The following is a 20,426-nucleotide window of genomic DNA, read 5'->3' as shown; positions in this document are numbered from 1 at the left end:
CAGCACGATGCGAGCCGTCATGGCAAGGGGGCGCAGGTGTGACATCGGGCCAGCCACGGAAGCCTTGACGGCTACTGACTCGGAAGTAACCATTCCGCTTACGGTTCGGCATTGCCGACCGCAGTTCGGGCAGTGGCTCGATCCGAGAAAGGTCCCACCATGCGTCTGCGCTCCCGCCTCCGGTTTGTGACCGCCGCCACAGCGGCCGTGGCCCTCGGCTTCATGGGCTTCACCGCCACCGCCCACGCCGATGTCACCGACATCCCCCCGGCGGGCGCCAACGACTGGTCGTGCAAGCCCAGCTCGGCACACCCCGAGCCGGTCGTCCTGGTCAACGGCACGTTCAAGACCATGGCCGAGAACTGGGCCACGCTCTCACCGAACCTCGCCAGTGCCGGCTACTGCGTGTTCGCCTTCAACTACGGGCATGCCGTGACCGACCCCATCCCCGACTCGGCGTCCGAGCTGCGTGACTTCGTGAACGCCGTACTCGGATCGACCGGCGCGAAGAAGGTCGACCTCGTCGGCCACAGCCAGGGCGGGATGATGCCGCGCTACTACATCAAGTTCCTCGGCGGCGCGAACAAGGTGGACGACCTCGTCGGCATCGTGCCGTCCAACCACGGCACCTCGAACCCGTTGGCCCTCGTGGCCGGAGCCACCGTCTGTCCCTCCTGTGTGGACCAGACCGCCGGCTCCGATCTGCTCAAGAAGCTCAACGCCGACCCCGAGGCGCCCGCAGGCCCCGACTACACGCAGCTCGCCACCAAGTACGACGAGGTCGTGCTTCCCTACACCAGCTCGTTCCTGAGCGGTCCGGCAGCCGATGTCACCAACGTCCTCCTCCAGGACAGGTGCCCGCTCGACACGACCGAGCACGACCAGGCCACCAAGGACCCCGTCGTCGCCCAGTGGGTGAAGCACGCCCTGGACCGGCAGGGCCCGGCCGACCCCGGCTTCCAGCCCCACTGCGTCGCCTGAGCGCAGCCGGCTCAGCCCTGGGGCCGACGCACCCGGCCGCTCCGGTCCCCGTTGTGGTGCTTCAGGCCGACGAACAGCGCCCAGAACAGCAGCGCGGCCGTCACTGGACCGCCCGCCCAGACGAAGAACCCCGCGCCGATGTTCGCGCCGACGACCCCCGCGGTGAGCACCCGCCAACCCGCGCCGACGATCAGCCCGGCCACGATCAGAGGCAGAAGCACCGTCCACCGGCCGCGGTCGAAGGACTCGCCGCGCGAGGCGCGCGCCAGCAGCGCCGCGGTGACGACCGCCAACACCAGGGACAGGACGCCGAGAGACGTCTCCAGGCTCTCTGCGAGGGGCAGCGGCTGGACGGCATGGTCGAGTTCGGACGGCGAATAGCCGGCTGCGTCCTGCCGTCCCATCAGACCCCATGTGGCAACCGGTACGGCCGCCACTAAGACCACGGAGGCGGAAGTGTGCAGTTTGTGCATGCTCATCTGTGCATGGTGTACGCACCGCGTCGGGCGGGTCATGAGTACGCGTACCTAGATCCGTCGGTCCCCGGCCTGCCCGACCGCGGTACCAGGCGTGCCGGAGAGGAGCTCCCGGCCTCCCGGGTACCTCAGATCGACCCGGACCGACCGCGCGAAGAGGAAGTCCACCTCGACAAGCCGGGCGGCCTCCGCCAGCCGCCCGGACAGCTGCGACGCGAGCAGAGGATCGTTCGGCACACCGAAGCGCGTGTAGCGGTCGTCGTACTCCTCGTCCCAGGTGAAGAGGTAGGGCCCCCGGCCCAATGCGACAGCGCAGTGCGTTTCGGGGCACTCCTCGGGGTCGTCATGGCAGACCGGGTCGAACCACTCCGGGTGCTGTGCCCTCGCCTCGGCGGTGGCACCGTTCATGGCCGGCTCCTGGGCATGGGCCGCAGCCGGGACGGGCCCGAAAGCGGAAGAGAACATGCCCACCCGGCCGGCCAAGTCCACTGCCCACCAATGGAACTGCAGGCCCCAGCAGGGGTGCACGAAGGGGCTCGATCCTGTCACGGTGCCCAGCCTAGGGCGGCAGACGCGCACCGCGACGGGGGAGAGCTGTGGTGTGATGGCGCTGTGAGCCGCGCCGTAGAAGAGACCAACCGCCGCATGCTTCGGGCGCGGGACGCGATGGACCGGGCCTATGCGCAGCCGCTGGACGTCCCGGCCCTGGCCCGGATCGCCCATGTGTCGGAGGCGCACTTCACGCGCACCTTCCGGGCCACGTTCGGCGAGACGCCGCACCGCTACCTTCAGCGCCGCCGTGTCGAGCGTGCGATGTTCCTGCTGCGGGAGACCGACCGCAGTGTGACGGACATCTGCTTCGACGTCGGCTTCGGCAGCCCGGGCACCTTCAGCCGCACGTTCCGCGACATCGTCGGCCGGTCGCCGCGGGCGTACCGCAAAGAGGCGACGGCCGTGGGTGTGCCGACCTGCTTCACGATGGCGTGGACGCGGCCGAGCGCTTGACCGCCCGTTCGGCCCTGACCGTCCGCTCGAACCTGACCCGCCCGCTCGGTCCTGACCGTCCGCGCCGCGCAGTGAGCAGTTTTGGATAAGTTTTCGCCGGGTGTGCCCAGTAGCGTGAGGCACATGTTCAACGCGATCACGCATTCTGCGATTTATGTTCTCGACCAGGACGAGGCCCTGGACTTCTACGTCGGCAAGCTCGGCCTGGAGGTCAACACCGACGTCGACCTGGGCTTCATGCGCTGGCTGACCGTCAACGTCCCCGGCCACCCGGAGCGCGAGCTCCTGCTGGAGAAGCCGGGCCCTCCGGCGATGTCCGAGGAGACGGCGCAGCAGGTCCGCGAGCTGGTGACCAAGGGCGCGATGGCCGGCTGGCTCATCCTCACCACGGACGACTGCCGCTCGACGTACGAGACGCTGCTGGGCAAGGGCGTCGAGTTCACCGAGGAACCCACCGAGCGCCCGTACGGAATCGACTGCGGCCTCCGCGACCCGTTCGGCAACCGGATCCGCTTCACCCAGCCGAAGGCCTAGAGGAGCCGACCGGTTCGGCCCGACCAGGTAGTCGCCGGGTGACGGACCGTGGACGGGCGGTGGCTGCGGTCGTTGGCCGCGGCCCCGCCCCGGGAGGGCGAGACCGTGTTCACGGCGCAGGGGACCGAGGCCCATGACAACGGCCAGGGCCGCGGTGTCAGGGCGGGGAGAGGAGGGCGGCCAGGCCTCGGCGGGCGGCGATCAGGGTCGGGTGGTGTGCGGTGACGACCGGCTCCAGTACGGAGATGGCCTGCGCATGCAGCTGTATGGCCTCGTTCGTGTCGCCGAGGGCGCTGCGGATCAGCGCGAGGTTGTGCAGGGTGGGGGCGAGTTCGGGGTGGTCGGGGCCGAGCGTGCTCCTCTTGATCGTCAAGGCGCGTCGAAAGCCCGTCTCGGCTGCGGCCGGGTCGCCCTGCCGGAAGGCCAGGGCGGCGAGGTTGTGCAGGGTGACGGCGACCTCGTGGTGCACGGGTCCCAGCGTCCGTTCGAAGACCGTCAGCGCCTGGCGCAGCAGGGCCTCGGCCTCGGTCGGTCGGCCCAGGCCGTCCACGATGGCGGCGAGCGCGGCACGGTCGGCGGCGACGTCCGGGTGATCCGGGCCGCAGGCCTTCGCCCGGATCTCCACGGCCCGTCGGGCAGGCCCCTCCGCCGCCGTGAAATCGCCCCGGGCGTGTGCGAGTCCGCCCAGATTGTGGTGGAGGGTGGCCGCATCCGGGTGGTCGGGCCCGAGGACGGATTCGACCACCGCCAACGCCTTCCGGTACAGCCTCTCCGCCTCGGTGAACCCGCCGGTGTACTTGAGCGTGACGCCCAGCTCGTTGAGCGGTCCCACAAGGGCGAGGTCGTACGGTCCGAGCGCGCCGTGGGCCACCGCGAGCGCGGTGCGCAGGAGGTGCTCGGCCGCGCCGTATCGGCCCTGTGCGCGGTAACGGGCCCCGAGCGCGGTGGCGTCGCACACCCGTTGCCGCACGTCACCGGCCCCCCTCCTGGGCCTTTCTCGCCTCGCGTCAGCTGTGCGGGACTCCGTTCCCCGCTGGGCGCTCTTCGTGCCGGTCGTGCGGGACTCCGTGCCGGGCTTGACTGTCTCCGTGCCCGTCGTGCCCGTCGTGCGGGACTCCGTGCCCGGCCTGGCTGTCCTTGTGACTGTCAAGGTGAGCTCCCTGTTCGGCCCGCCGGCACGGCGGTTCGGGCGGCGGTTCGGGAGAGTTCTTCCGGGGCGGGCAGGCCGTTGGCCGCCAGGGGCAGCCCGCGCTCCAGCCGGAGGGCGAGAAGCACACCCGCCCCGCACAGGACGGCCACGACGGCGAACCAGCTGCTGCCCAGGCCGGCAAGGGCGAACCCACCCACGGCGGGCCCCGCCAGGAAACCGGTGGTGTACGCCAGCGTCATCCCGCCGTTGTACCGGCCGCGCAGAGCCTCGGGGGCGATGTCGTTGGTGATGGCGGGCGCGGTGGGCGCTAGCAGCGTCTCGCCGATGCCGAAGACCACCGCCACGACCACCGCCATGCCTGCGCCGACCAGACCGGCGCCGAGGCCGTCGAGCCAGACCAGGATCCAGGACAGCGCCCACAGTCCGCACAGCAGCATCAGGCCCCGGGTTCGCCGGTGCCCGGTCAGCAGTCGGGCGGTGAGCAACTGCGCCAGGACGACAGTGATCGTGTTGGCGATGCCCATGACGGCGACGATGCGTGCGCCCGGACCGCCGGGCTGGACAAGGTGGGCGGGGAACACCTCGTTGAACTGGCCGTACCCCACGGCGATCAGCAACGCCAGCAGTAGCCACAGCCGACGGAAGCGGGCGTCACCAAGGACCTTTGCGTAGCCGTCCCGATGCGTAGAAGGGGCGTCGTGGCCGCCGTATGTCGGCTGTGGCAGGGCATCCGAGCCCTGGTGTGTCGGCTGTGGCAGGGCATCCGAGCCCTCGTGTGTCGGCTGTGGAAGTGCATCCGACCCCTTGTGTGTCGGCCTGCCCGATCCTGACTCCGCGTCGGCCGGGCCGGCTACCGACCGGCCGAGCAGCAGGGGGATCGCCAGCACGAAGCTGGCCGCGTCGAGCAGATAGAGCGTGGTGAAGCTGCTGGGGTCGGCCGTGTCGACGATGAGGGCGGCCAGCAGTCCGCCGCTGCCGAGGCCGACGTTGAGCGTGGCGTGGCGCAGGGTGAAGGCGCCGGACCGGGCGGCGGGCCGGACCAGGGACGCCAGCAGAGCGTCCTGGGCCGGCCATGCCGTCGCGACCCCGAGCCCCGACACCGCGGCCGCGGCGAACGCCTGCCACAGGTGGCTGACGCCGGACAGGGCGAGCGCACCGGCCGCGGCGATCACCAGCCCGGTGATCAGCGCGGTCCGCGGCCCGGCGCGGTCGGCGAGCCACCCTCCGAGGGGATTGCCCGCCAGACCGGCCAGTGCCACCGTCGCCGCGACCAGGCCCACCGGCCCCAACGCGAACCCGTGCACGGTGTGCAGGTACACGATGAGGAACGGCAGCGTCAGACCGGTGCCGACCGCGGAGAACGTGTCCGCTGCCAGGACCGTCCAGGCGCTGCGCGGCAGCGCGGGGATCAGGGCGCGCATGCGGATGTCACCCTTGCGTCCCTTGCGTCGTCACGGCCGTCCTTTCTACTTTTCCCTGGGGGGACAGCACGGTCTCGTTGTGCTGTCCCGTCCTGCCGGGCTCGCACCCCCGTTCCACGAGCACGGTCTCGTTGTGGTTGCTCGCGCTGAGGCCGAGCAGGGTCTCGTTATGGTTGTGCCCAAGGAGGCTCAGCACGGTCTCGTTGTGGTTGTGGCTGAGGCCCGGACGGGTCCCCAGCGCGATGTTCGTCTGCATCGGAATCTCCGAATCTCCGTGAGTTGCCGGTCGTCAGTTGTCGGTTGTCAGTTGTCGGTTCCGGGACTCGCCGTGTTGCTGTGTCCCGACCTCAGAGTCCGAGACCGAGGCGGGGCCCCGAAAGCCACGGGAATTCGGGGCTTGACTGGGCATACAGGTGCCCCAAGTGCGTTACGGGCCGGGGGTGTGGCGCACCGGACCGGGCGCGGTCGCCCTTGTACGCCGCGGTCCGCGAGGGGCAGGACGGCCGACGGCCCGAGGCACGGCGAAGCCCCGCAGAACCACCTGGGGCCCTGCGGGGCCGCTGATCACTTCTTCGGGCAGTTCTGCTCGATATGGCAGGGATCCTCGGGGATGACGAAGCGTGTGGGCGGGGGCTTCTTCTTCGGCTCCGGCGGATTCCTCGGCTCCGGCGGGGGCGGGGGCGGGTTCGGCGGCGGGTTGCCACCAGGGCCGTCCGGCGGGCCGGGATCGTTCGGTGGACCGGGATCGTTCGGCGGTTGGCCGCCAGGTTCCCGCGGCGAGTCGCCGGGGTCGTTCCCTGGTGGGTTGCCGGGCTCGTCGCGGTCCCCGCCCGGTGGGTTGCCGGGCTCGTCGCGGTCACCGCCCGGCGGGTTCCCCGGCTCGTCCCGGTCACCGCCGCCCGGCCGGCTACCCGGCTCGTCCCGGTCCTGGCCACCGGGGCTGCCACCCTTTTCCGGCTCACCGGGTGTGTCCTGCTTGCCCGAGGGCGACGAGCCGTCCGCCGGCTTCTCCCCTGGCTGGTTCGTCGAGCCACGGCGCAGGCGGGGATCCGGTGCGTCCGCCGGCACCTTGTCGCCCGGCCGGTAGGTCTCGCCCGGGGTCAGCGTTCTGCCGTTGACGACGTCGCCGGGCCCCAGCACCGTCCCGGGGGGCACGGTGCCGCCGGGTTCTATTCGGGTGACCTGCGAGCCGGGAGGTTTCTCGCCCGGCCCCTGCCCCGGCCCCGGCCCGCCGCTCGCCCACAGGAAGGGGCCCGCGACGAGGATCCCCACGCCCGCGGCACCGGCCGCGGCCATCTTGGCCGGCGTGGGAGACATCCGGCGCACCCACCGGTCGAGGGGGACGGGGAAGCCGTTGGCGTCGAAGCGACGGGCGCGCTCGGTGACCTCGCGGCGACGCTCTGCGTGCCGCGGACCGGTGACCACCTCGATGACCTGATCGCGGAACGTCGGCGCGAGCACGGGGAAGGGCAGCAGGGCCAGCAGCGAGGCGGCGCTGACGTCGCGATGCTTGCGCTCGGCGCAGATCTCGCAGGCGCCGATGTGCCGGTTGATGCGCTTGCGCATCAGGATCGTCATCGTGCCGTCCCAGGCGTCGAGCATCTGGGCCAGCTCCGCGCAGTCCCGCCGCCCGTTGCGGGCCACGATCACCGCGGCGAGGGCGCCCTCCAGCTGCTGCCGCGCGCGGGACAGCAGCGCATGGGTGTGATTGAGCGACAGGCCCAGTGCGGCGGCCAGCTCCGAGCCCTGGAGGTCCTGGCGCATGGCCAGCTCCAGCACCTCGCGATCGCGGGTGTTCAGCCCGTCGAACGCGTCCTGCACCAGGTGCCGCAGCTCTTCGGTGCGCAGATCCGCATCGAGGTCGACGGACTCGTCACGCACCTCGCCGGCCTCCTCGATCGCGGCGGTACGTCGCTGACCGCGCAGTTGATGCAGGCATTCGTTACGGGCTATGGCGTACAGCCAGGGGCGCAGCCGCTCGGGGTTGCGCAGCTGACCGATCCGCTCGTTGGCGAGTACGAACGTGTCCTGCAGCGCGTCAGCCGCCGCATCGGGGTTGTGCAGTACGGAGCAGCAGTAGCCGTATAGGCGCTGTGCGTAAGTGTCGTACGCCTCTGCCAGCCCTTGCGGATCGGACGCCTGCATAGCGGCGACCATCCCGCGGTCGTTCATATACACGACGCTATTCCTCCTACCACAGTTCCGCACATCCGCAACCGGAGGGATGCGCCGGATAGCGGCGGGTCGCCGCTCTCACCAGGACATGTGCCGGGGCACCGTCGGCCAAGCAGCGACAATCCGTGTCTTGACGGAGGCGAGTGGCAGGCGTAGGGGGCAGGAGGGCACGGGCACGGGCACGGGCAACCGAGAGTGCTCGGAGACCACCCGGAGCCCGCCCCTCCGGCAACTACCCGGAGCTCGCTCCTTCGGCCACCACCCGGAGCCCGCCCTTCCGACGGCCGCCCGTCGGATCCCGCGCCCCATCGGCGGCCTCGCCGATCGCGTCCTCTCGGCGGCGTCAAGCAACGAAAACGCGTGGCTGCCGCACCGGTCCGCCCCACCACACGGTGGAGGCATGTCGACGCCCGAATTCTGCGCCCACGTCGCCCGCGCCAGCGGGCTGGCGGCATGGTGGCTGGTCTCGGCGGCCGTGCTGTGGGGGTTGCTGCTGTCCACCCGCGTCATCGGCCGCGGCCGTGGCGCCGGCCGCCTCATCCAGGTGCACCGGCACCTCGCCGCGACCTCCCTGATCTTGACCGCACTCCACCTGGCAGGCCTGGCCACCGATCCCCGCCTGCTGTTCGGCTGGGCCGAATTCCTCGTACCCCTGCCGACCCGCCACCGCCCGCTCGCCGGGGCCTGGGGCGTGGCCGCCGTGTACCTGATGGCCGCGATCCAGACCACCTCCCTCCTGCGCCCCCGGCTCCCGCAGCGACTGTGGCGACACGTCCACCGCGGCTCCTTCGCCGTGTTCGTCCTGGTCACGCTGCACTCCCTCACGGCGGGGAAGGCGACGGGCGATCCGCTCATCCGGTGGACCGCTACGGTCACCGGCGCGGCCTTCGGCATCCTGGTGGCCCACCGACTGCATACGGGCCGCCGCATCGCACAGGCTTTCCGGCAGCTCCGGCAGCTCCGGCAGCTCCGGCAGCTCCGGCAGGTCGGGCAGCTCCGGCAGCTCGGGCAGCCCCGCGACCCGCACCCGCCCGCTTCCCCGACCGCGCGCGGATTCCACCGGCTGACCGTCACCGACGTACGTCAGGAGGCGCCCGACACCGTGTCTGTCGGCTTCGCCGTCCCCGTCGAGCTGGCCGCCGAGTTCCGCTTCCGGCCCGGCCAGCACGTCCTGCTGCGCGCCGTGCTCGACGGTGTCCAGGCCCTGCGCGCGTACTCCATCTGCAGCGGGATCGGCGACGGGGAACTGCGGATCGCCGTCAAGCAGCAGCAGGGCGGCAAGGCGTCCACCTGGATCAACACCCGCCTGCGGGCCGGGGACCGGGTCGAAGTCTCCGGCCCCCGCGGCCGGTTCACCACGGACCTCGACCCCTCCCGCAGCCGTCATGCGCTCGCGGTCGCGGCCGGAAGCGGCATCACGCCCGTGATGTCCCTCATCAAGAGCGTGCTCGCCGTCGAGCCGTACAGCCGCTGCACCCTCCTCTACGGCAGCCGCGACAGCGCAACGACCATCTTCCGCAGCCAGCTCGCACTTCTGGCGTGCACCTACGGTGAGCGTCTGCGCGTCGTGCACGTCCACAGCAACGGCAGCTCCCCGGACCCGATGTTGCGGGGTCGGCTCTCAGAGGACAAGCTCCGCGAACTCGCCGAGACGACGGACCTCACCAAGGACCTGAGCGAAGCGTTCGTGTGCGGGCCGGGCGGCTTCGTCGACGGCATCCACGCGGCCCTGACGGGGCTGGGGCTGGCACCGCAGCAGATCCACACCGAGGGGTTCTCCGGGGCCCCGGCAGCCCCACATCAGGCTCCGGCTCCGGCTCCGGATCAGGCTCCGGATTCGGTGGGCTCGGTGGGCTCGGCGGGCACGGCGGGCACGAGCGCACGCCGTGTGGCGGGCGAGCGGGCCTCTCGGGTGCACGTGATCGACCACGGTGTACAGACGACCGTCACGGTCCCCGCCCCGCAGAGCGTCCTCGACGCCTCGCTGCGCGCCGGCGTGGACCTGCCGCACTCCTGCCGTGAGGGCGTCTGCGGAATGTGCCGAGCGAAGCTGACCAAGGGCCCGGTACGCCTCCAACCCCCTTGCGCACTCCAGCCGGCCGACATCGACGCCGGGTACGTCCTCGCCTGCCGCACCTTCCCGACAGCGGACGACGTCACCCTCGACTTCGATCAGGGCTGACGGACTGACGCACTGACGCACTGACGCACTGACGGACTGACGGACTGACGGAAGACGCTTTCGCCCCTCTGGCATCTGGCAGGTCAGGGGTGCTCTTCCAGGACGAAGGCGTCGTTGCCGATCATCATGACCTCGCCCGGCCGCATCTGCAGCACGCCACTTCCCTCCTGGCGTACGCCGATGCCCTTGGGCGTGCCGGCGCTGCTCAAAAGGACCACGAACATCGCCACCACCAACGTGGTCACCGCGATGATGTCCGTCTTGTGCGGCAACGCGTGCCCCCCGATCCCTCGCCCTGACGTCGTGACGACCCTAGTGGACCTAGGCAGCCCCGACTGACACAGGGCCGTTGACCCGCCGTCTCAGCAAAGTCAGCCGACCGGGACTCGTCGAGCTGGGCGGACTGGATTGAGCGAGACAGAGAGTCCCTCAGCGGTGCTGCCACACGAGCGTGTAGCGCCAGAACAGCCGGCGGCGCAGGCGTGCGCCGGGCAGGACCGCGCGGGCCTCGCGGACGATCTCGGAAAAGCTCATGTCCGCCGGCTGGGTCCTGGCCGTCATCGAGACCGGACGAGGTGTGATGCGGCCCCTCGTCTTGAGCCAGCCCATGGCGGCGTTCAGTGGGCTGGCCAAGGTTCCGAGCAGATAGTCGCCTGGCGTCGTCGGGCGCGTCAGTCCGAGAATCACGACGGATCCGCCGGGCGCCAGGTGCTGGCGGAAGACGGCGAGGGCCTCGGCGAACGGCAGGTGGTGGACCGCGGCGACGCACGTGATGACGTCGTAGGAGGCTGCGGGGATCCCGGTCAGCGCGTCCGCGGTCGTGAAGGTGACGGGGGCGGCCGGAGGAGTCGATTCCTGTGCCCGAGCGGTGATCTGCGGGTCGGAGTCGATGCCGTGCACCGTGTCGGCGCGCTCGGCCAACAGCCTGGCCAGGTCGCCGCTGCCGGAACCGACGTCCAGGGCGCTGCCGAAGCGCCGGGGGAGTTGCCGAAGGATCCAGGGGTGGTAGTGGGCGTTGTGGTCCCACGGGTGGGCGGCATTGAACTGTTCAAGAACCCGGAGCAAGCGGTGCAGCAGTGTCGGCATGCAGACACTCCATCAGGATCCTCGTGTCTGCGTCTCCTCGTTGCCTGCTCCGGCCTGGCGGCCTGGCGTACTGCCTGCTGCGGTCTGGAGACCTGCCGTATCGCCTGCAGCGGTCTGGTGGCCCTCGGTCAGGCACGGCGTCCTCGAGCTGGCCTTCAGGTATGGCCGGCCCAGGCAGCCAGTGCCCGTATCGACCCGCACTGTTCGGGTAGTCGTACGCCTCGGGCGTCGGCCACCTGCTTCTCAAGTGGTAGGAGCGCTGGTCGGGATGGGTATTCCAGTGTTCCGTTGTTCCCCGTCGGGGGTTGATTTCCCCGCTGTTTGACCGGGCTTTTATGGCGTGGTGTGAGGGTGGGTGGTGGAAAGGAGCGGTGACGATGGCGGATATCGCGCCTGTTCGGGGTGCCGTTGGTCTGGGTTTGCGGGCGGGTTCTGTTGATGGGGTGCGGAGGTGGGCGGGGCGGGGTGTTTATCGAAGTCCGGCGGTGTGGGTCTATCCGGCGGGGCTGCGTGGGGCTGCGTCCGGCGAAGTGCCGCGCCTTCAACCGCGTGCGGCGTTGGTGCGGCCGGACGGTGTGGTGGCGGCGATCGGGGCTCCTTTCGATTGCGGAACTTTCCGACGCGATAAGCGAGCTTATGGGGAGTCGGTCGAGGCGAGTCAACGCGGGCAACGCCCCGGCATGCAACCGTTCTTGACGTGGAAAAGGCAAGGTGAAGGAAAGTTCAAGACTGCCACGGTCGTGTTACGCTCCTGTCGAGAGTGTGCATAGTGGCTGCGCTGCACGGCATGCGATGGAAAACGGGGACTTTCATGCAGAGTGGGTATTCATCGACGTGCCCTTTAGGGGGCCGTTTGGAGCGTGAAATACCAACTGTGCTGACCCGATATCGCGCGGCGCTACGCGCGGAATCCAACCCCCTGGGCACCCAAGGCGACCTGTGGGAGGACACCCGCGCGCATGCCGAACCGATTCTCACCGACTGCGCCCACGCCCTCGACGCCCCGCCCCACACCCCCCCTGCCCGCGCTCGCGCCGGGCGCCGACCAGGACACGGAGTTGGCGTTCTCCTCCTCCCTCGGCTCCTCCCTCGGTGCCCGTCGCGCCATGGCCCGGGCCCGACTGATCGACTCGCTGCGTGCGGTCGAAAACCTCAAAACCACCGCCCTGGACCCGGTGTTGGAACTGATCGGATCCGAGACCGCGACGGTGCGCGCGACGGTGGGGGTACGGGCCGCGCAGGCCATCTCGCACCTCGCCACCCGCCGCACCCAGGCCGCCGTGCTCAGCTACGAGGCGCATCTGCTGCAGGAGATCGGGCAGGCCAACGGCGACGACCGGGCCCGGCTGGCCCGCGACATCCACGATCACCTCGGCAACAGCCTGGCGCTGGCCTTTCGACGTCTGGAACTGTTCGAGCTGACCGCCCAACCCGGATGCTGCTGTGGCTGCCGCTGCCCCACCGCAGCCGATCATCCGAGGGGGAGGCATGGGACCGATCCGCATCCTGATCGCCGACGATCACACGCTGCTGCGCAGCGCACTGACCGAACTCCTGGGCACCGAGCCCGACTTCGAGGTGGTGGGGATGGCCGGCGACGTCGGGTCGACGCTGCGCCCGGCCGCCGAGCTGGACCCGCAGGTGGTGCTGCTGGACATCGAGATGCCGGGAAACCACAATCCGCCCGCCACGGTGCGGGCCCTGCAGCAGGCCGTGCCCGGAGTGCGGATCTTGGTGCTGACGATGCATGACGACCCCCGTCTGGTGCAGGCGCTGCTGCCGCTGGACATCCGCGGCTTCCTCCACAAGATCGTCACCCACAAGGCGTTGGCCGCCGCCGTGCGCGATGCCTGCACCTTGGGCAGCAGGGTCACCCTCTCGCCGCTGGGCCCACAGCCTGACCGCCCCGGCCGCCAGGGGCCGGGGGCTTTGTCCCCACGGGAGCTGCAGGTCGTCGAACTGGCCGCGCACGGGTTCAGCAACTCCCGCATCGCACGCAACTACCGCATCGCACGGCGCCTGCAGATCACCGAGGGAACCGTCAAACGCCATATGCGCAACATCTTCGAGAAGCCGGGGACCGGCTCACGAGTCGAAGCGGCCAACAAAGCCGTCGAGATGGGCCTGACCGCACCCCCCGGCCACCGCCCCCAAACACCTTCCTCCCCCAAACCCACATCCCGCCAACCCACATCCCGCCAACCCACATCCCGCCAACCCACATCCCCAACCCATATCCCCTTAGGACCTGTCCGGTCGATCATGCTGACGAGCCGGCCCCCTGGACGCGCGATCCGGCCGCCGATGGCGCAGGGACGCGCAGCACCATCGGCAGTCCTCAATCCGGCCACTCAGCGGCCCGCGCCCTGGGCGCAGCGGCCCGCTCGCGCCACGGCCTCGCACCATACGCACCTTGGACAACGGAGGTACCGCACATGAACGCTGACACCCGCCGACCGACCTTCCTGCTGGTCCACGGAGGCTGGCACGGAGCCTGGTGCTGGGACGCCCTACGCGCCGCACTCGACGCCGACGGTTGGCGCTCCCACGCCATCGACCTGCCCAGCGCCAACCCCCCGGCCCATCGGCCCGACTCCGCCCAGCCGGTGGCCATGCTGGACGACGCCGACGCCATCCGCGACAGCCTTGGGCGCATCGACGGCCCGGTGGTGGTCATCGCCCACTCCTACGGCGGCGTCCCCACCACTCAGGCCATCGCGGACGCCGCGAACGTGGTACAGGCGGTGTACCTCGCCGCTTTCCAACTGGACGTGGGCGAAAGCGTCTTCACGTTCCTCAAAAAGCCCGCGCCGGACGACGGCACGGACCACGCCCCGCCGTACGAGGACGCCGCCCGGCGGATACTCTTCGACGACGTGCCCGAGGCCGATGCCGCCCGTGCCGTGGCACGGCTGCGCCCGCAGAGCGTACGGTCCTTGACACAGAAGGTGACCACGGCGGGATGGCGTACCGTGCCCTCCAGCTACATCGTCTGCGACCACGACCAGGCGCTCCCACCGTCCCGGCAACGCGAGCTCGCCACGCGCGCCGATGCCGTCCACCGGCTGCCGAGCAGCCACTCGCCATTCCTGTCCATGCCCCGGCAACTCGCCACTCTTCTGGGCCAGATCGCCACCTCCACCCTCCCCGCCCCGTGACGATGACTCGCCCCGCCCTGCCCAGGACTTCTCCGGTCGATCATGTGACTGCCTTGTGCCCAGGCCATTGTCCTGGGCACGGGCGGGGCGATCTGAGTGACGCGGAGCGGGAACGGCTGCGGCCGCTCCGCTGCCGGTGAGCAACAGGCTTTGCGGTCGGTGGAGGTTCACCGGATCACCGGTAGGTGATCGACCAGATTCTGCACCGGGTGCGGCCCCGGGCTCAGTGCCGTGACCTGCCCGACCGGTTCGGTCCAGGAAAGACAGCCCACGAACGCCACCGGCCGTGGTCTGCCGACGGCCCCTGGCAACGCCCCTGGCAACGCCCGCTCCAGCAGGCCCAGGCCCAGGCCCAGGACGAGACCGAGGCTGAGGCCGACGCGGCAGCGAGATCGACGGGGACATCTCGGTCGACTCCACCGTCGTCCGCGTGCACCAGCATGCTGCCGGCGTCCGCACCGACCCGCCGCCGGCCTCCGCCTCAAAAGGGGGCGGGACCGAGAGACCACCAGCGAAACTCCGTGACAGAGCCCACACGGCCGCCTGATGGAGGTGGTCCGGCAGGCGAGGGCATGGGCCGTTCGCGGGCCGTCGGGCACTCGTGGCGTCGGCGGGTGCCCGTGGCGTTTGGCGCGGCGCATCGCACGGCCGGGCGGGACGCTGCGGATCCACCCTGGATAAGCCGCGGCGAGCCAGGCGGGACGGCGCAATGTTGCGCTCACGCCCGGCCCTGGGCCGCGGCGAGCCGGGGTGGGCCGGGGTGGGCCGGCGGGCCGGGTGGCTGGCGGGAGGTTGTGGTCATGCGCTGGTCTGGGGCGGGTGTGGAGTGTGTTCGATGATGACGAGGGTGCCTGTGCTGCCCGGGCGTACGGCGTGTACGACTCCTGCTTCGATGAGGTACATCTCGCCCGCGCGTACGTCGACTTCGATGCCGTCGGCGATCAGTTGCAGTTGCCCGTCCACGACCAGGAGTGCTTCTGCTGTGTCGTGGGATTCCGGCGCCGTGCCGCGTGTGTCCATCCGCAGCACCTTGACCCCGGCGCGCCCGATGTTCCCGAGCAGGAGTGAACTCCAGGCGTCGGGCAGTTCGGCGGCCGTGCTCGGTAGGTCGACGACGTTGACGTTCATGCATGCCTCCTGGCGGGCTGTCCGGTCGGCCGGCTGGGCCGCCGCGGTCGTCCGCAGTCGTGATCAAGGGATGTGGCGACGTTACGACAGGACGCCGCGCCGCTGGTCGACCGTTCGGCAAAACCTCCCGCCGCGCATCCCACCCCACCTGTCCTCGCCTGTTCTGGTTCGGGAGGCTGTGTGCGCGGCGGGTGGACGTGGAGCGATGTCGGTGGTTCGCAGGGTTCTGGCAGCCTTTTAGTGGCGGAGGCGGCCGGCCGGCTGCTCACTGGTAAGAACGGCCGCAGCTGTTCCCACTCGGCATCTGTCAAACCGCCCCGCCCCATATCCAGGGAACGACTCGGGGCAACGCAGTCACATGATCGGCCGTACAAGTGCTGGGGCGTCCCGTGCTGCCGGCAACCACGCCCGCCCGGGCCGGAGCACCACCAAGCCGACGAACCTCCCCTGACTCGTCGCTGCCGGCAGCGACGGCGGCCCGCCAGCGAAGAGGCTCACGCGGTGACGACCACCTGGCTTCGACGAGGAGCGGTATAGAAGCGCAACACCGTTGAACGCGCAGTCATCAGGCTCAAGCTTCCGAGCCGTCGCCACCCGCTTCGACAAGCGCGGCTACGTCTTCCTTGGCACCGCCCTACCGCAGCTCTCGTCGTCTGGGTTTGGGGCTGAAGGAGGCCGCACGGAGCGATCGGCTGATATCCGCGGCGGGCTGTCAGGTAGCCGGGCAGGGTGGGGTGAAGTCGACCGTCGGGAAGTACCGTGCCCATTCGGCTCTGGTGATCCGGGGGTGCGCGCTGTCGCAGACGCGGGTGGCGACCGTGTGCAGATCGGTGTCCCACAGCCGGATCGTGAAGTCGTTGCCGCCGGTGGCCAGGGTGTGGCCGTCCGGGGCGAACGCCGCGGCCGGTACCGGGTTCGAGTGGCCGGTCAGGACGACAGGAGCGGCTGGACCGCTCACATCCCACAGCAGGGCCTTGCCGTCCGCCGCGCCGGCGGCCAGCCGGCGGCCGTCCGCGGAGAAGGTCAGCCTGTACAGCCAGGAGCCGGATGCCGGTAGCTGCCTCACCTTCGCCGGGCGGCTCATGTCGCTGACGTCGATCAGCCAGACGGTCTTGTCCGTTCGGTGGAAGGCGGCCAGTTTCCGGTTGTCGGGGCTGAACACGCCGTAGGTCAGCGGGGCGGACCGGAACGGGGACGGAAGCTCCCGGGGGCTGCGCGGGTCGCTGATGTCCCAGAGCCGCAGCGAGCCGGACTCGCCGGTGCTCGTCACCAGCGTGCGGCCGTCCGGCCGGAACGAAGCCATCGTGAGGTGAGGCCCGCCCTCGGAGATCCGGCTCAGCGGCCGGGGGTTGCCGGGATCGGTCAGATCCCACAGCCCGGCCGCGTGTTGCGCCCACACGGCCAGGATGTGGCCGCCCGGGTCGAAGCCGGCCCCGCCGACTTCGCCGGCGTCGAGGGTGAGGCTCGATACCGGCCGCGGCCGCCGTGGATCGGTCACGTCCCAGACCCGGACGGTGGCGTCCTCGCTGGCGGTGACGAGGGTGCGCCCGTCCGGGCTGAACGCCACGGACCGGACGAACTTGGTGTGCCCGTGCAGGACCGCCAGCGGCCACAGGGCCCGGCCGCCGGTGACCTGCCACAGCCGTGCGGTGCCGTCCCAGCTACCGCTGGCGAGCACCTGGCCGCCGGGGCCGAACGCCAGGGACGTGACCACGTCGTCGTGCGTCCCGAGCGACAGGTCCCGCAGGTCCAGCAGCCGGTCGGAGTTGGCCAACACCCGGCCGTCAGGGCTGAACGCGGCTTGGTAGGCCCCACCGGCAAGCATGCTGACGCGCTTGGGTCGTGCCGGATCGGCGACATCCCAGAACAGGGCGGACCCGCCGACCGAGACGAGCGTCCGGCCGTCCGGGCTGAACGCCACCGACCAGACGATCGCGGGATGGCCGAGCAGGACGGCCGGCGGCCGCGCCCGCGGGCTGCCGGTGAGGTCCCAGATCCGTGCGGTGTGATCCCAGCTACCGGTCGCCACGGTTCGACCGTCAGGGCTGAACACCACCGAGGTCACCGTGTCGGTGTGCCCACGCAGCACGTCGCGCCGGAGCGGATGCGCGGGGTCGGCGACGTCCCACAGCCTGGCGGTGGTGTCGCCGGTGGTGGCCAGCGTGCGGCCGTCCGGGCCGAACGCCACCGAGGTGACCACGTGGGCATGGCTCGGCAAGGTGGCCAGCAGCCGCGGATGCCGGGGATCGTTCACCTTCCACAGCCGCGCCGCGCCGTCGGCATGGCCGGTGGCGATGACGTCGCCGTCGGGCCGGAACGCCACCCACGTCGGCGCGGCCCGCCGATCCGGCAGGGTGCTCAGCTCGACGGGCGCGCGCCGGTTCGCCACGTCCCACAGCCGCACCGATCGTTCGCTCGCCGTTGCCAGGACACGGCCGCCCGGCCCGAACGCCACCGACATCAGCCGCTCCGGCTGACGCAGGACGGCCTGCTGGACGGGGTGGTGGGCGTCCCGGACGTCCCACAGCCGGACCGTGCGGTCCCAGCTCGCGGTGGCCAGGACCGTGCTCTTCGGAGCGAAGGAGATCGAGACCACATCCGAGGAGTGGCCGATGAGCCGGCTCGTGTACGGCGTCGCGAACGCGCTCATCAGCTGATCGCGGACGTCACCGGTGGCTGCCAGCCGGTGCGCGGCCAGACTCAGCTGCGCGGCGAGCGAGGGGTTCCGCTGCCGTAACTCAGCCGCCTCCGCGGCGGCCTTCCGCGCAAGGGCCACATTGCGCTGCTGGATGGCCGAGCTGCGCGAGCCGACGGCCAGTACGCCCGCGGTGGCCGCGACGACCACCAGCACTGCCAGGAGCGTGACCAGCTGTCGCAGGCGGACCGTCCGCCTCCTGACCGCCGCCAACTCGCCGGCCTGGGCGGTCCGGCTCGCGTCGAGGAAACGCCGCTCCCTGGACGTCAGGCAGCTGCCGTCCGCGGCGGCCAGGTCCAGCGCCGCGGCCAGGCGGGCACCCCGGTACAGGACGTGCGGGTCGCGGCCGTGCGCCTCCCAGCCGGCGGCCGTGTCGGTGAGCTGCCGGTGCAGAAGCAGCTGCTCCCGGTCCTCGGTCAGCCAGTCGCGCAGTCTCGGCCAGCATCGGATGATCGCCTCGTGAGTGATGTCGATGCAGTCCTCGTCCAGTGTCACCAGCCGTTGCCGGGCCAGGGATTCCAGCACGAAGGCGGTGTCGGGGCCCGGGTCCAACTCGTCCCTGGTGATCCGCCGCCTGGTGTCCTCGGTGCCGTCGCCCAGCGCGGTCAGCCGGAGGAAGAGGGACCTGGCGAGGTCCTGCTGCACCGGTGACAGCGCCCGGTAGGCGGCCTCCGCGGTCTGCGCGAGCGCGTGCTGGATGCCGCCGGCCCTCAGGTACCCGTCCAGGGTCAGGCGGCTGCCGCTGCGTCGGCGCCAGGTCTCGACCATCGCATGCGAGACCAGCGGCAACGCGCCTGGCTGACCGGTCGCGTCGGCGACCACGGCCGCCAGCAGCGGGCCGGTCACGGTGCAGCCGGCGAGCACGGCCGGCCGGGTGATGGCGTCGCGCAGCTCCTGACTGTTCATCGGACCGACCGGGATCTGCGCGTCGCGCATCGCCTCGACCAGCCGGGGGTCCTGGACGCAGTGGCCGTAGAAGTCGGCGCGTACGCCGAGTACCACCCGGACCCGGCTGGTCGCCGCCGTGGTGGCCGCGATCAACATGCCGATGAACGCGTCCTGTTCGTCCCGATCCCGGCAGAGGGTGAACACCTCCTCGAACTGGTCGACCACGATCAGCGCGTCGACGTCCGGCGCGCGGTCGATCGTGGCCTGACGGATCCGCAGATGCAGCGCCACGGGATCGTCCAGCAGCTCGGTCACCAGCGCGCCGGGGGCCTCTCCCGTCACCGCGGCCAGGCGGATCGCACACTCCTCCACGGGGTGCGGACCCGGCGTGAACAGCATCACCGGCCCCGCCGACGCCTGTGCGCGGGCGACCAGTCCCGCCCGCAGCACCGAGGACTTCCCCGATCCGGACGGCCCGAAGACCGCCACGAACCGCCGGTCGTGCACCTTCGCCAGCAGCTCGTCGGTCAGCCGCTCGCGCCCGAAGAAGCGGTCGGCGTCTTCCGGCTGGAACGCCGACAGCCCGGCGTACGGTGCGCTCTGCGGGCTGCACTCCCCGGGCTCGTCGCAGGGTGCGCTCGCGGCGATCTCGGCGGCGACCGCGTGCCATCGGGCTTCCCATTCACCGCGGTCACCCTGGCACGCCGCAACATACGCCAGCGTGACACCGAGGCTCGGGAACGTACGCCCGCCCGCGGCCTCCGAGAGCGTCGTGGACGAATAGTGTGCCCTCTTGGCCAGTGCTCGATAGGGCGGCCGTCCCGCCGCTTCGCGCAGTGTGCGCAAGTCGGCCGCGAACTGCGTCAGTGGTCCGGTGTCCAGATCAAGCGGGCGTTCGGCGCGTGGCATGGACTCCCTTTCCGAAGCCGCGATACGTGGCAATTGTCCAGCTGTTGATGTCCGGCGTCCACGTCCCGGCGCCGGACAACCCCCGACGGCTAGACCTGTGCCAGCGCAACCGCGCAATGGTCAGAGGGAGGGAAGCATGAGAGCTGCGAAACGACTGATGCTGCTGCTGGCGACCACCGCTTTTGCGGTCGGCGGTACCTTGACGGGTTCGCCGGCGGTCGCCGCGGCACCGCTGCTCAGGTCCAACCTGAACGGAAGGTGCGCCGACATCTTCATGTTCCATCAGGAGAACGGCGCCTCCACCGTCACGTGGGACTGCACCGGCAACACCAACCAGCAGTGGCGCTGGGACGGTGAGCAGATCCGCTCCGGCATGAACGGGAAGTGCCTGGAGATCTACGCGGCCCATCCGGGTGACCAGGGCTCGGTGAGCATGTGGGACTGCAACGGCGGCAGCCACCAGAAGTGGTTCCGCAACGGCGGCGAGATCCGCAGCCGGGCGAACGGAAAGTGCCTGGACATCCTGGGCGGCCGGCCTGAGAACGGCCAGCTCCTGGTGAGCTGGAGCTGCAACGGGGCGCGGAGCCAGAGCTGGGACTTCTGAGCGGTGGCCCGGCCCGGCGCGGCACATCATGTGC

The 20,426-nt window shown here is 70.8% G+C and carries 18 protein-coding genes and 1 pseudogene; 9 read left to right on the top strand and 10 right to left on the bottom strand.

Annotated features, from left to right (window positions below; genetic code table 11):
- Positions 1-186 precede the first annotated feature (186 nt).
- Entirely contained in the window at positions 187-981 is a 795-nt protein-coding gene (locus tag ACFWZH_RS16830; protein ID WP_384430736.1) for an alpha/beta fold hydrolase, read from the top strand.
- Between the two features lie 11 nt (positions 982-992).
- On the opposite strand, the gene ACFWZH_RS16825 is transcribed toward ACFWZH_RS16830, so the two are convergent.
- Both ACFWZH_RS16825 and ACFWZH_RS16820 read right to left on the bottom strand, forming a co-directional pair.
- Positions 993-1,460 carry a hypothetical protein gene (locus ACFWZH_RS16825; RefSeq protein ID WP_384430733.1) on the bottom strand — a complete coding sequence of 156 codons (468 nt, stop codon included), beginning with the start codon at positions 1,458-1,460 and terminating at the stop codon, positions 993-995.
- A 48-nt stretch (positions 1,461-1,508) separates the two neighbouring features.
- Complete coding sequence (locus tag ACFWZH_RS16820) at positions 1,509-1,865, bottom strand: hypothetical protein (RefSeq protein ID WP_384430730.1); 357 nt, start codon at positions 1,863-1,865, stop codon at positions 1,509-1,511.
- Between the two features lie 204 nt (positions 1,866-2,069).
- Between ACFWZH_RS16820 and ACFWZH_RS16815 the strand changes: the two genes are divergently transcribed.
- Complete coding sequence (locus ACFWZH_RS16815; RefSeq protein ID WP_384430728.1) at positions 2,070-2,462, top strand: helix-turn-helix domain-containing protein; 393 nt, start codon at positions 2,070-2,072, stop codon at positions 2,460-2,462.
- Between the two features lie 123 nt (positions 2,463-2,585).
- Entirely contained in the window at positions 2,586-2,996 is a 411-nt protein-coding gene (locus ACFWZH_RS16810) for a VOC family protein (RefSeq protein ID WP_384430725.1), read from the top strand.
- Positions 2,997-3,153: 157 nt separating this feature from the next.
- Here ACFWZH_RS16810 and ACFWZH_RS16805 read toward each other — a convergent pair whose 3' ends face one another.
- From ACFWZH_RS16805 to ACFWZH_RS16790, 4 genes are all read right to left on the bottom strand, one after another.
- Positions 3,154-3,966 (bottom strand): tetratricopeptide repeat protein, encoded by an 813-nt coding sequence (locus tag ACFWZH_RS16805; protein WP_384430723.1) that lies wholly within the window; start codon positions 3,964-3,966, stop codon positions 3,154-3,156.
- A gap of 176 nt (positions 3,967-4,142) precedes the next feature.
- Entirely contained in the window at positions 4,143-5,567 is a 1,425-nt protein-coding gene (locus ACFWZH_RS16800) for an MFS transporter (protein ID WP_384430720.1), read from the bottom strand.
- A gap of 7 nt (positions 5,568-5,574) precedes the next feature.
- Positions 5,575-5,823, bottom strand: coding sequence for a hypothetical protein (locus ACFWZH_RS16795; RefSeq protein ID WP_384430717.1), 249 nt, complete (start codon positions 5,821-5,823; stop codon positions 5,575-5,577).
- Between the two features lie 308 nt (positions 5,824-6,131).
- The gene (locus tag ACFWZH_RS16790) at positions 6,132-7,739 is read right to left on the bottom strand and encodes a sigma-70 family RNA polymerase sigma factor (protein ID WP_384430715.1); all 1,608 of its coding nucleotides are present in this window, start codon (positions 7,737-7,739) and stop codon (positions 6,132-6,134) included.
- Between the two features lie 403 nt (positions 7,740-8,142).
- On the opposite strand from ACFWZH_RS16790, the gene ACFWZH_RS16785 reads away from it, so the two are divergent.
- Positions 8,143-9,924: a 2Fe-2S iron-sulfur cluster-binding protein gene (locus ACFWZH_RS16785; protein ID WP_384430713.1), complete on the top strand. Its 1,782-nt coding sequence runs from the start codon at positions 8,143-8,145 to the stop codon at positions 9,922-9,924.
- Between the two features lie 83 nt (positions 9,925-10,007).
- Here ACFWZH_RS16785 and ACFWZH_RS16780 read toward each other — a convergent pair whose 3' ends face one another.
- Both ACFWZH_RS16780 and ACFWZH_RS16775 read right to left on the bottom strand, forming a co-directional pair.
- Positions 10,008-10,196: a hypothetical protein gene (locus tag ACFWZH_RS16780; protein ID WP_384430710.1), complete on the bottom strand. Its 189-nt coding sequence runs from the start codon at positions 10,194-10,196 to the stop codon at positions 10,008-10,010.
- Between the two features lie 157 nt (positions 10,197-10,353).
- Positions 10,354-11,010 (bottom strand): class I SAM-dependent methyltransferase, encoded by a 657-nt coding sequence (locus ACFWZH_RS16775; RefSeq protein WP_384430707.1) that lies wholly within the window; start codon positions 11,008-11,010, stop codon positions 10,354-10,356.
- Positions 11,011-12,498: 1,488 nt separating this feature from the next.
- On the opposite strand from ACFWZH_RS16775, the gene ACFWZH_RS16770 reads away from it, so the two are divergent.
- From ACFWZH_RS16770 to ACFWZH_RS16760, 3 genes are all read left to right on the top strand, one after another.
- Positions 12,499-13,449 carry a response regulator gene (locus ACFWZH_RS16770; protein ID WP_384430704.1) on the top strand — a complete coding sequence of 317 codons (951 nt, stop codon included), beginning with the start codon at positions 12,499-12,501 and terminating at the stop codon, positions 13,447-13,449.
- Positions 13,446-14,168 (top strand): alpha/beta fold hydrolase, encoded by a 723-nt coding sequence (locus ACFWZH_RS16765; RefSeq protein ID WP_384430701.1) that lies wholly within the window; start codon positions 13,446-13,448, stop codon positions 14,166-14,168. The genes ACFWZH_RS16770 and ACFWZH_RS16765 overlap by 4 nt, the downstream gene beginning before the upstream one ends.
- 185 nt (positions 14,169-14,353) lie before the next feature.
- Positions 14,354-15,007 carry a transposase gene (locus tag ACFWZH_RS16760; protein WP_384430698.1) on the top strand — a complete coding sequence of 218 codons (654 nt, stop codon included), beginning with the start codon at positions 14,354-14,356 and terminating at the stop codon, positions 15,005-15,007.
- Here ACFWZH_RS16760 and ACFWZH_RS16755 read toward each other — a convergent pair.
- A complete protein-coding gene (locus ACFWZH_RS16755) occupies positions 14,967-15,296 on the bottom strand; it encodes a cupin domain-containing protein (protein ID WP_384430695.1) in 330 nt (109 codons plus the stop codon). The two genes, ACFWZH_RS16760 and ACFWZH_RS16755, sit on opposite strands and share 41 nt — an antisense overlap.
- A gap of 473 nt (positions 15,297-15,769) precedes the next feature.
- Here ACFWZH_RS16755 and ACFWZH_RS16750 point away from each other — a divergent pair.
- Positions 15,770-15,927 (top strand): annotated as a pseudogene (locus ACFWZH_RS16750) (IS5/IS1182 family transposase); the annotation flags it as partial.
- An 81-nt stretch (positions 15,928-16,008) separates the two neighbouring features.
- On the opposite strand, the gene ACFWZH_RS16745 reads toward ACFWZH_RS16750, so the two are convergent.
- Positions 16,009-19,788 (bottom strand): hypothetical protein, encoded by a 3,780-nt coding sequence (locus ACFWZH_RS16745; RefSeq protein WP_384430692.1) that lies wholly within the window; start codon positions 19,786-19,788, stop codon positions 16,009-16,011.
- Positions 19,789-19,924: 136 nt separating this feature from the next.
- Here ACFWZH_RS16745 and ACFWZH_RS16740 point away from each other — a divergent pair, with 136 nt between their 5' ends.
- Positions 19,925-20,392: an RICIN domain-containing protein gene (locus ACFWZH_RS16740; RefSeq protein ID WP_384430689.1), complete on the top strand. Its 468-nt coding sequence runs from the start codon at positions 19,925-19,927 to the stop codon at positions 20,390-20,392.
- Positions 20,393-20,426: the final 34 nt, after the last annotated feature.

The organism is Streptomyces sp. NPDC059008 (genome assembly GCF_042749045.1).
Lineage (GTDB): Bacteria > Actinomycetota > Actinomycetes > Streptomycetales > Streptomycetaceae > Streptomyces.
This window is presented reverse-complemented; position numbering and strand designations above follow the sequence as displayed.

Bases quoted from the DNA above. Each gene is read 5' to 3' on its own strand.
- ACFWZH_RS16825 (WP_384430733.1), bottom strand. From the start codon at position 1,460: ATGAGCATGCACAAACTGCACACTTCCGCCTCCGTGGTCTTAGTGGCG.
- ACFWZH_RS16820 (WP_384430730.1), bottom strand. From the start codon at position 1,865: ATGAACGGTGCCACCGCCGAGGCGAGGGCACAGCACCCGGAGTGGTTC.
- ACFWZH_RS16810 (WP_384430725.1), top strand. From the start codon at position 2,586: ATGTTCAACGCGATCACGCATTCTGCGATTTATGTTCTCGACCAGGAC.
- ACFWZH_RS16800 (WP_384430720.1), bottom strand. From the start codon at position 5,567: ATGCGCGCCCTGATCCCCGCGCTGCCGCGCAGCGCCTGGACGGTCCTG.
- ACFWZH_RS16795 (WP_384430717.1), bottom strand. From the start codon at position 5,823: ATGCAGACGAACATCGCGCTGGGGACCCGTCCGGGCCTCAGCCACAAC.
- ACFWZH_RS16790 (WP_384430715.1), bottom strand. From the start codon at position 7,739: ATGAACGACCGCGGGATGGTCGCCGCTATGCAGGCGTCCGATCCGCAA.
- ACFWZH_RS16785 (WP_384430713.1), top strand. From the start codon at position 8,143: ATGTCGACGCCCGAATTCTGCGCCCACGTCGCCCGCGCCAGCGGGCTG.
- ACFWZH_RS16775 (WP_384430707.1), bottom strand. From the start codon at position 11,010: ATGCCGACACTGCTGCACCGCTTGCTCCGGGTTCTTGAACAGTTCAAT.
- ACFWZH_RS16770 (WP_384430704.1), top strand. From the start codon at position 12,499: ATGGGACCGATCCGCATCCTGATCGCCGACGATCACACGCTGCTGCGC.
- ACFWZH_RS16765 (WP_384430701.1), top strand. From the start codon at position 13,446: ATGAACGCTGACACCCGCCGACCGACCTTCCTGCTGGTCCACGGAGGC.
- ACFWZH_RS16755 (WP_384430695.1), bottom strand. From the start codon at position 15,296: ATGAACGTCAACGTCGTCGACCTACCGAGCACGGCCGCCGAACTGCCC.
- ACFWZH_RS16745 (WP_384430692.1), bottom strand. From the start codon at position 19,788: ATGCCACGCGCCGAACGCCCGCTTGATCTGGACACCGGACCACTGACG.
- ACFWZH_RS16740 (WP_384430689.1), top strand. From the start codon at position 19,925: ATGAGAGCTGCGAAACGACTGATGCTGCTGCTGGCGACCACCGCTTTT.